Genomic DNA, 7,389 nt, shown 5'->3' on the forward strand with positions numbered 1-7,389 from the left:
CCGGACGCTCTCCCAAAGCCGCGACCACCCGGTGCTGCTCCCCGTCCCCGAATCGCGCTACCTCACAGGACTGCTGCTCGAAGCCATCTGACGCGTCGCGGGGGTCAGCTCTCCCGGTAAAGGAGGAGGAGCACGCCGACCATCGCGAGGCCCACCGACCAAACCCGCCCAGGCAGGGCCGTCTCCCCTGGCGGGAGCCGCAGCTCCAGCCAGCGCCCCCAGCCCACGAGCATGGCGATCACGCCCAGGGGCGCGTGCGTTACTTCGATCAGGTACTCCGCCTTGAGGTTCAGCGAGGCGTGAGAGTGTGTGAGGAGAAGGGCGCCGCCCACCGAGCAGAGGATGGGGAAGACCAGGGCGGCGCGGGGCGAGCGGATACGCCCCGTGCGCACCATCCACTCGAAGGTGCCGAAGCCAAGCACGAGGACGACGAAGATCCGGTGCTGGAGCACCTCCGAGAAGAGCATGCCCTCCCAGAAGCCTTGCGGACCCAATGGCCAGGAGCCCGGATCGTTGCGCACCAGCAGGAAAGCCGCCAGCGCGAAGAAGACGAGCGGCCAGTGCCGCGCCCACGGCGCCAGGCCCGTGCGGGAGAGAATGGCGAGGATGCCCATGATCAGGACGATCAGCCCGGCCACGTGGTGGTTGAACTCGCTCCACTGCCGGTCCGCGTCGGTCCGCGGGGCCTCGCGGTCGGTCAGCGGCATGTCCTCGAGATTGGACGACGTGAAGGACGGCACGCTGGGCGTGAACACGCGGACGACCTCGGCGAACGTGGCGCGGTCTTTGACCACGTCCACGGCGGGCGGCAGCGACGTCAGGGAGGCCGCGGCGAAGAGCACCGTGACACCGAGCCCCAGCTCGACCTCCACGAAGCGGCGGAGACGCAGCAGCGAGACGGGGTCGGCCGACGGCAGCCGCCGCACCACGAAGAAGTTGAGCGCGCCCAGCACGAGGATGAGCGCCAGGATCGTCATCTTGGTGCCGACCATCATGCCGTAGGCCGTCCCGGTGAAAGCCGAGAAGCCGTCCACGTAGTAGACCGTCAACCCGACGCCCCCCACGACGAGCGCCACCACCGAGGCCAGCGCCATCGACGAGAAGCGCTTGAGCAGGAGCGCCGGCCACGCATCGCCGCCGCGTCCGTAGGCCACGGCCGTGAGATGCATGAGGCCTCCCACCCAGACTGACGCGGCATACTGGTGCACGGCGTCCAGGAGAAGCAAGACGCCGCCGTGCTCGAGGCGCGCGGCCGCATGGCTGATCCCCGCGGCCGTGACGGCCAGCGCCACGGTTAGCGCCACCATCGCGGGCCACCAGCCGGGCGCGTCCGGGCGCCGCCTGAGCCGAAGCGCGCCCACGACGATCGCGATGCAGGTCAGCACGCGGAGCGCGCTCGCCTGGAAGTAGGCCGTGCCGAGCACTTCGCGGATGGGCCACGCTTGTCCGCCCGCCAGCACCACCTGCTGGACCGTCAGCGCCAGGAGCTGTCCCGCCATAACTGCGACAGCGCCCGCGGCGACGAGTATCAGGAGGCGGCCCAGCAGCGGGGAGAGCTCGGGGCGCCGGCGCGCGGCGGGCTTGAGGACGAGCAGCGCGAACAGCACGCCTCCGATGGCGGCGGCCTGGCCGCAGAGGGCCAGCCCCCGGAGCAGGACGTCGACGAACCCGGCCACGGGCTAGGCTCTCCCGTGCGGCCGGTCGGCCCAGAGCCGCACGAGCACGAAGATCGGCGTGCCGATCGCGACGAAGACGATGAACCACGCCGCCTTGCCGAAGACCGACAACGCCACGATCAGGTAGATGAAGTCGCGGTTGGCGAGCGCGTCGGCCGTCTTGGCCCCGGCCGAGCGCGGCCCCGCCGTCGCGGACGGCGAGACCATGTGGCGCGCGACGACGAACGCGGCGGCGAGCGTGCTGGCGACGGCGACCGCTCCCACCACTATGGGCCATGCGGAATGCGCGGAGAGGCTCCAGCCGACAGCCATGCAGCCGAAGACCGCCACGTGGACGCTGTTGTCGCCCCAGAAATCCAGCGCCGCCCCGCCCGCGGATTCGAGGAACTTCAGCCGCGCGATCTCGCCGTCGCAGCCGTCCAGGATCGAGTGCAGGAGGAAGAGGAGCGCGCCCGCGAGCTGCCAGCCCGGGGTCGAGGAGAGGAAGAACGGCGCCGCCGCCAGGCCGATGGCGAGCGAGACGAGCGTCATCGCGTTCGGGGTGACCGAGGTCCAGACGAGGCGCCGCGTCAGCCCGAGCGAGATCAGCCGCTCGACGTGGCGGGACATGAAGCCCTCGGAGTCCTTGATGAGACCGCGCAGCAGCCACGACTCGGCGCGGCGCAGGTCGCCGGCCGTGCGAACCGCGAAGCGGCCCTTGTGATCCGCGGTCCCCTCGATCGTCGCGAACCGGCCTTTGAGGGCGGCGACACACTCGGCCGCGCTCGTCGCGCGCCCCGCGGCGTCGAGCACCGGCTTCGGATCGTCGGTGTCCACCACGGCGACCTGCGCGGGATCCACCCAGAGCGTCTCGGGCTGGAGCGGCATGGCGGCCAGGGCCCGCAGCCACCGCGGCTGCGGGATGACGTTGGACGGCACGAGGATCACACGACGTCGTCCCGGCTCCGAGGACGGGGCGGAGGCGAGTCCCGCGCGCGTCCCGGCGAGCAAGAGGCGCCGCCCGAGCGGCAGCCCCGCCACCATCGTCTCGGGGGTGATGCCGGACGCCGCGCCGGCAGCCACGACCACGAGAAGGCTCTCCGTCACAGGCGCGAACCGGCGAGGGGCGCCGGGCTGAGCGGCAGCTGCACGCCACCCCGCCTGCTCGACTCGCGAGCCAGGTGCTCGATCTCGCAGCAGAGCGCCGCCTCGGCGAGGTTGGCCTCCGGGTGTGCATCCCCGGAGATGGCCGCCAGGAAGCGGCCCGCCACCTTGTGGAACCAATCCGGATGATGCGAGCCGTCCGACAGCGCCGCCAGCCCCGGCCAGCGCCGCTCGCCACCCTTGCCGGTGAGCACGAGCGTGTCGTCACGAAGCTCGATCCTCCCCTCCGTGCCGTCCACCTCGACCCGGTTGCGCCGCTCCTCCGCGGCCCACGTCAGGAGAATCTCGGCGCTCGCGTCGGCAAACTCGAGCCGCACCGATGCCGTGTCCTCGACGGCGAAGGCCGTGTGGCGCCGCGTCTCGAGCCGCGCGCCGACGCTCCGCGGCCGCCCCCCGACCCAGGCCGGCAGGACGTAGAAGACGTGCCAGCCGTGGTCGGTGAGGACGCCGCCGCCGGCGACCGCGGGGTCCACCCGCCAGTTGATACTGCCGCCCGCTGCCGGTCTCACCCGCAGCGTCTCCCAGAGAATGCCCCGCACCCGACCGATCTCGCCCTCGCGGATGAGGTCGGCGGTCAGCGAGAGGATGGGCGCGTGGTGCCAGTTGTGCACGGTGTGCAGCACGCGGCCGGCCGAGGCGGCCGCTTGGGAGACGCTTCGCAGTTCAGCGGGCGAGCTCACGAGCGGCTTCTCGCACAGCACGTGCAGGCCCCGCTCGAGGGCCCTCTGGATGAGCGGCGCGTGGCTCGAGGGAGGGGTGGAGATGTCCACGAAGTCGAGTGGCTCGCCGGCAAGGAGATCTTCGGGCGAGTCGTACCAGCGCGCGCCGGGAAGTCGCGCCTCGCACTCGGCGCGCTGGGCGGGACGGGAGTCGGCGGCGGCCGCGATCCGGACGTCCGGGCGGCCGAGCCACCCGGGCAGATGCCCGTGGATGGCGACATTGCCGAGCCCGATGACGGCGCCGCGCAGCATGCTACTGGAGCCGGTACTCCCTGACTATCGTCCCCAGGGCCTCGTCGAGGATGGCGAGCCCGTTGAGCGCGGTCTCTTCGCGGATGATCAGCGGCGGGTTGATGCGCACCGTCGGTGAATACGTCATCGCGGCAAGCCCGCGCCTGAGGCACTCCTTGTAGAGCGCCTGCGTCACGTCCTTGCCGAGCGGCTCCTTGGTGCGGCGGTCCTTGACCAGCTCCATGCCCAGCATCAGGCCGCGGCCGCGCACCTCGCCCACGCACCGGTACTTCTCCTTCATCGTCTCGAGCCGGGTGAGCATGACGGCGCCCACGCGGTCGGCGTTCTTGACGAGGTCTTCCTTGAGAATGATCTCGAGCGCCGCCAGCCCCGCCGCCGAGGCGAGCGGGTTGGCGCCGTACGAGGACGAGCTGGCGGACGGGTGGGACCAGGGCTTCCGTCCGGTCAGGTCATCCGTGGAGATGACGGCGGACAGCGGGAAGCCGCCGCCCATGCCCTTGCCGACGGTCATGATGTCGGGCACGACCCCGTCGTGCTCCGAGCCCCACATGAGGCCCGTTCGCCCGAAGCCCGTGATCATCTCGTCTGCGATCAGGAGCGCGCCTGCGTCCTTGGCGATCTGCTGAATGGCGCGCAGGAAACCCTCGGGCGGGATGATGTTCCCGGCCGTGCCCTGCATCGGCTCGACGATGATGGCCGCGATCTCGCCGCCCGTCTGGTAGCGGATCACGTCGCGAACGAACTCGGCGCAGGCGATGCCGCAGTCAGGATACGTGAGCTTGAGCGGGCAGCGGTAGCAGTCGGCATACGGCGTCGAGTACTGGCCCGGCATGAAGGGACCCAGATGATGCTTGAAGTCGCTGCCGAGGAGACCCAGCACGCCGCCGGTTTTGCCATGAAAGCCGCCCCAGAAGCCGATGACCTCGTCCTTGCCCGTGGCAACTTTGGCGAGTCTCAACGCCGCCTCGACGGCCTCGGCGCCGCCGGAGAACATCTGGATGCGCGTCAGCCCCTCGGGCGTCACGGAGGCGACCAGCTCGAGGAAGCGCGCGCGCGCCTCGGTCGTGAAGCTGCCGAAGGTGAGCTTCTCGACCTGCTTCTTGAGCGCCTCGACGTAGTGCGGGTGGCAGTGGCCGACGGAGCCCACGGCGATGCCCGCGATGAAGTCGATGTACTCCTGGCCGTCCTCGTCCACGAGGGTGCACCCCTGCCCGCGCGCCATGGCCAGCCCCGCGTACAGCGCGAAACCCTGCATGCCGGCCGCGGCGTGGCGCCGCTCGCGCTCGACGATCTCCTTGGATCGTGGCCCTGGCTCCCGCGGCCCGGGCTCGCGCATCCCGCTCACTGCGACCTCCCCGTGAAGCGCACCGAGAGGTACGCAGCGATGGCGGAGGCCGCCTCCTCGCGGAAGAGCGCGAAGCTCGGCCACGCGTTGAGGTCGATCAGCACGAGCTCGCCCGAGCCGGTCGCGATGAAGTCGCCGCCGTAGATCTCGAGACCGAGCGCGCCGGCCGCCTGGCGCACGAGGCGCGCAAGCGCGCGCTGGTCGAAGGCGTGGCCGCTGAGCTGCTGGTCCTTGTGGTAGAACCACCGGAACCAGGGCGGCTCGCCGTGGGCGCCGCCGCCTGGACCGATGCCGTAGAACTTGATCAAATCGCCGTCCACGTGGGGCTGAAGCACGGCGCGCGGGATGCCGCGCGCGGCGAGCCCCTCGAGGGCGCGCGCGGCGGCCGCCGCGTCCGCGGCATAGACGACGTCGCCCTCCTGGGTGTTGTGGACGTCGGCGCGCTTGACCCACAGCGGACGCGGTGCGGCGACGCGCTCGCCCGACGTCGTCACGAGCCGGCTCGCGATGAACGGCACGCGCGCCTCCGCGAACTGCGCGATCATGCGCTCGCGGTAGGTGTTGAGCACGGCGGCCGGGCTGTTGACCGCGCGAACCCCGGAGACCTCCAGCGCCGTCACCGCCTGGAGCGCCCCGGGCTGTTCGCACATGAGGAACATGCCGCGCGGCCTGGTCTCGGTGACGACACCCAGCTCGTCGGGCGTCCTCAGGTCGACCTGGAACCCCTTGGCCTCGAGACCCTTCGCGGTCAGGCGCAGGATCTCGGTGTCGTCGCTCTCCCGCCCCGGCGAGTGCGCCTCCTCGCGGAAGATGCCCCAGCAATAAGAATCGTTCACGCAATTCCTCCCGGTCCGCTCATGAGGCCCGGGCCGCCAGCGCTTCGGCCAGCGCCACGTCCTCGGCTCGATCCACGTCCACGACGGTCTCGATCACGTCCCCGTACATCGGCTCGCCTGACTCCAGGAGCCAGGCCAGGTGCTCCCGCAGCCTGCCGAGGCCGACGGGCGGCTCGATGCGCCGCACCCGCTCCGACACGAGGTACACGCCGGCCGTCACGAGCGCGGGCGACTCGACGCCGAGCGCGGTGATGCGGCCGAGGACGTCCACAACCGCTCCCAGCGGCTTCTCGTCGGCTACGAGCGGCGTCACCGCCAGCACCGTCGCCTCACGCGGCCGGCGGAGCGCCGCCTCCACGAAGCGCCGAAAGTCCGCCGCGCGGCACCAGGCGTCCACCGTCGAGACCAGCATGCGCCCCGCGCCGGGACCGCCGGCGACCTCGCGGAAGCTCTCGAGCGACGAGGCGGTCGTCTTCACGGTCAGCCGGAGGTCGAGCTCGGGGAACCGGCCGCGGACCCACGCCGCGCAGTCGCGCTCCTGCTCGTTGACGATGATCGACAGCCGCGTGATGCCCGCGGCGACGAAGTTCCGGATCGCCGACTCGATCAGCGGCACCCCCGCCACCGGCACCATGGGCTTGGGCACGGCCCAGCCGGCTTGCTTCAGGCGGCTGCCCTCGCCCGCGGCGATGATGCCGCCCGAGAGGCCCGGCTCCGACGTCACGGCAGTATTCCCTCCAGGTCACGCAGCGACTGGATCACGCGGTCGCCCGGGCAGCACGGCCGTCCCTGCCGCTCCGGGGCCGGCGTGAGCCAGATGTGGGCCATGCCGGCCGCGCGCGCTCCCGCCATGTCGCGGGCCAGTGAGTCGCCGACCATGACCGCGCGGCCGGAGTCGATCCCCAGCGCGTCTAAAGCTTTCATGAAAATGCGCGGGTCCGGCTTGCTGAGCCCTACCCGTGCCGAGTCTACGATGACGCCAAAGTACCGCCGAACCTGCGCATTATCGCACACCGTCGCGAGATTGCCATAGAAGTTGGACACGATGCCGAGGCGGTAGCGGCGGGCGAGACGTTCCAGTATCGGCGCGTTCGACACGAAGCACGCCCGGGCGTCGGCAAGGAAGCGCGCCGCGACCCGCGAACCGAGCGCCGGAACATTCGGTCGAAGCGCTTTCGCCACGCCGTCTGCCACTCGGCGGACGGTGTCTTGGAGCGAGAGGCTCTCAGGAACGGCGCCGACGAGGGCATCGTCGGCCGCGTAGAAGACGGGATCGAAGCGCGCGGGCTCTACGGCAACGCCCTCGGCCTCGAAGAGGCGGTGGAAGCGCTCCTTCCACGTCAGGCCGTCGGCGTCGAGCGTGCCCCCGAAGTCGAACAGCACGGCGGAATTCACGAGGTCCTCTCCAGTCGGGACGG

The 7,389-nt window shown here is 71.2% G+C and carries 7 protein-coding genes; all 7 read right to left on the reverse strand.

Annotated elements, in window-relative coordinates; all coding sequences use genetic code 11:
- Window positions 1-104 precede the first annotated feature (104 nt).
- Entirely contained in the window at window positions 105-1,676 is a 1,572-nt protein-coding gene (locus VGV06_00755; GenBank protein HEV2053682.1) for a CopD family protein, read from the reverse strand.
- 3 nt (window positions 1,677-1,679) lie between these two features.
- Window positions 1,680-2,744 carry a CDP-alcohol phosphatidyltransferase family protein gene (locus VGV06_00760; GenBank protein HEV2053683.1) on the reverse strand — a complete coding sequence of 355 codons (1,065 nt, stop codon included), beginning with the start codon at window positions 2,742-2,744 and terminating at the stop codon, window positions 1,680-1,682.
- A gap of 14 nt (window positions 2,745-2,758) precedes the next feature.
- Entirely contained in the window at window positions 2,759-3,790 is a 1,032-nt protein-coding gene (locus tag VGV06_00765; protein ID HEV2053684.1) for a Gfo/Idh/MocA family oxidoreductase, read from the reverse strand.
- A gap of 1 nt (window position 3,791) precedes the next feature.
- On the reverse strand, window positions 3,792-5,126 hold the full coding sequence (locus tag VGV06_00770; protein ID HEV2053685.1) for an aspartate aminotransferase family protein: 1,335 nt from the start codon (window positions 5,124-5,126) through the stop codon (window positions 3,792-3,794).
- A gap of 5 nt (window positions 5,127-5,131) precedes the next feature.
- Complete coding sequence (locus VGV06_00775) at window positions 5,132-5,971, reverse strand: hypothetical protein (GenBank protein ID HEV2053686.1); 840 nt, start codon at window positions 5,969-5,971, stop codon at window positions 5,132-5,134.
- A gap of 19 nt (window positions 5,972-5,990) precedes the next feature.
- Window positions 5,991-6,695, reverse strand: coding sequence for an NTP transferase domain-containing protein (locus VGV06_00780; GenBank protein HEV2053687.1), 705 nt, complete (start codon window positions 6,693-6,695; stop codon window positions 5,991-5,993).
- Window positions 6,692-7,389 (reverse strand): HAD family hydrolase (locus VGV06_00785; protein ID HEV2053688.1); only part of this gene is annotated, 698 nt, incomplete at its 5' end. The genes VGV06_00785 and VGV06_00780, both read right to left, overlap by 4 nt.

It is taken from the genome of Candidatus Methylomirabilota bacterium, assembly GCA_035936835.1.
Taxonomy (GTDB): Bacteria; Methylomirabilota; Methylomirabilia; order Rokubacteriales; family CSP1-6; genus AR37.

Excerpts from the sequence above, each read along its gene's own strand:
- VGV06_00765 (HEV2053684.1), bottom strand. The coding sequence starts at position 3,790 with ATGCTGCGCGGCGCCGTCATCGGGCTCGGCAATGTCGCCATCCACGGG.
- VGV06_00770 (HEV2053685.1), bottom strand. The coding sequence starts at position 5,126 with ATGCGCGAGCCCGGGCCGCGGGAGCCAGGGCCACGATCCAAGGAGATC.